This window comes from Microbacterium sp. ZW CA_36 (assembly GCF_044987475.1).
GTDB lineage: Bacteria > Actinomycetota > Actinomycetes > Actinomycetales > Microbacteriaceae > Microbacterium.
Map to the genome: position 1 here is coordinate 1 of NZ_JBJDRL010000133.1, position 2,085 is coordinate 2,085.

2 protein-coding genes are annotated in these 2,085 nt (G+C 71.1%); one reads left to right on the forward strand and one right to left on the reverse strand.

Going from position 1 to position 2,085, the window contains the following annotated elements; all coding sequences use genetic code 11:
* A partial coding sequence (locus tag ACI3KX_RS22030; protein ID WP_404911089.1) for a PucR family transcriptional regulator ligand-binding domain-containing protein occupies positions 1 to 999 on the reverse strand: 999 nt, incomplete at its 3' end.
* A gap of 167 nt (positions 1,000 to 1,166) precedes the next feature.
* Between ACI3KX_RS22030 and ACI3KX_RS22035 the strand changes: the two genes are divergently transcribed.
* Positions 1,167 to 2,085, forward strand: a 919-nt coding sequence (locus ACI3KX_RS22035; protein WP_404911090.1) for an aldehyde dehydrogenase family protein, incomplete at its 3' end; no start/stop codon positions are given.

A 2,085-nucleotide genomic window follows, 5' to 3' on the forward strand; every position in this document is an offset into this window, starting at 1 on the left:
GCCCCGCAGCGCGCGGGCCGCGGCATCCGCTCGCTCCACCGCGACGGGTGCGCCCGACACGACCAGGCCGTACAGCTTCGCGCCGCGCAAGGGCAGCCCGGCCGCTTCGAGGCGCGCGGCCGCGCCGCCGACGCCCGCGAAGCGGCCGGCGAGCAGTCCGTCGACCAGGCGCCGGCGCCCGATGCGAACCCATTCGTCGGCGTCGCCGTCGGCGAGACGGCCGACCGCGAGGGCGATGGCTCCCTGCTCGAGCACCGCCATCCGCCCAGCCGCATGCTCCGGACCCGGAAGGGCGATGAGGTTGCCCCAGCGGATGCCGCGCGCCTCGACGGGAATGATGAGCCAGTCGTCCGCGCCCGCGACAGCGCCGCGCTGACGACGCTGCTCGGAGCGCCGGTGGGCGGATCGGGAGCGCAGCTCCCACTCGGTGAAGAGCTCCTCCTCCATCGCCAGGGGCACCTCGGCCGCCACGACCTCGTAGCCGAGGTTCTCGAGCACGATGGGCGCACCCAGCGTCTGCGCCAGCTGATGCACGATGAAGTCTGCGGGCGAGCCGCGCAGCACGAGCGCCGTGAAGCGCTCGCGCACCTCGTCGCGGGCGCGCAGCGCGTCGGTCTGCCCCGTGATGATGCGGCTGTGCACGGCTTCGGTGACCGTGACGAACTTCACCTCGCGGTGCAGCACGATCAGCGCGAGGTCGCGCGCCGCCGCCGCCTCGACGACCACGGCGGGCACGTAGCGGTAGTGGGTGCCGAGCTCGAGCACGAGGCCCGAGAGCCCGGCGTCGGCGAGCTCGTCGATGAACCTCCGCAGGTCCGCGGGCTCTGCGGGCCACGAGGAGCCGGTCGACAGCAGCAGCTCGCCGCCATCGAGCAGGCGGGCGACACCCGCACTGTCCGAGACGTGCAGCCAGCGCACCCGCGCGTCGAGGGCGTCGCCTGCGACGAGCACCTCGGGAACACCGTGGGCGACCGCGTCCAGCGCGATCACCTCGCGCACGGTCGGGAGGGTCTCATCTGCGGATCGATCTGCCGGACGATCCGTGTGGATCGTCCGATCTTCGCGACGGTCGGGCACCGTGAACGCCTCTTCTTCTCTGACAGGCTGGGACGCGTCAAGCCTAAGGGATCGCCACACGATCTGTCCGACGCCGAAAGGGATCACCCATGAGCATTGCCGAGAGCGCTGTCGCACCTGCGACCACGGAGGCCGATGTGCGGGTGATCCCGCACTGGATCGATGGCGGCGAGCGGGCGTCGACGTCCGGCCGCACGGCCCCCGTCTACAACCCGGCGACCGGCGCCGTGTCGGCACAGGTCGCGCTGGCGGACGAGGCCGAGATCGACGCGGCGATCGCGTCGGCCCTGCGCGGATACGAGGTGTGGTCGCAGTTCTCCATCGCCCGACGGCAGTCGGTGCTGTTCAGCTTCCGCGAGCTGCTGAACGCCCGCAAGCGGGAGCTGGCCGAGATCATCACGGCCGAGCACGGCAAGGTCGTCTCCGACGCCATGGGCGAGATCCTGCGTGGCCAGGAGGTCGTGGAGCTGGCGACCGGTTTCCCGCACTTCCTCAAGGGCGCGTTCAGTGAGAACGCCTCGAGCGGCATCGACGTCTACTCGCTGAAGCAGCCGCTCGGGGTCGTCGGCATCATCAGCCCGTTCAACTTCCCGGCGATGGTGCCGATGTGGTTCTTCCCGATCGCCATCGCGGCCGGCAACGCCGTCGTGCTCAAGCCGTCCGAGAAGGATCCGTCGGCGGCGCTGTGGCTCGCGGCGCTGTGGCGTGAAGCCGGGCTGCCGGACGGCGTGTTCACGGTGCTGCAGGGCGACAAGCTCGCTGTCGACGGTCTTCTCGAGAGCCCCGACGTGGCCTCCATCTCGTTCGTCGGGTCCACCCCGATCGCGCAGTACATCTACGAGACGGCGTCGAAGCACGGCAAGCGCGTGCAGGCGCTCGGCGGCGCCAAGAACCACATGCTGGTGCTTCCGGATGCCGACCTCGACCTCGTGGCCGACCAGGCCGTCAATGCGGGCTACGGTGCCGCCGGCGAACGCTGCATGGCCATCAGCGTCGTGCTCGCCGTCG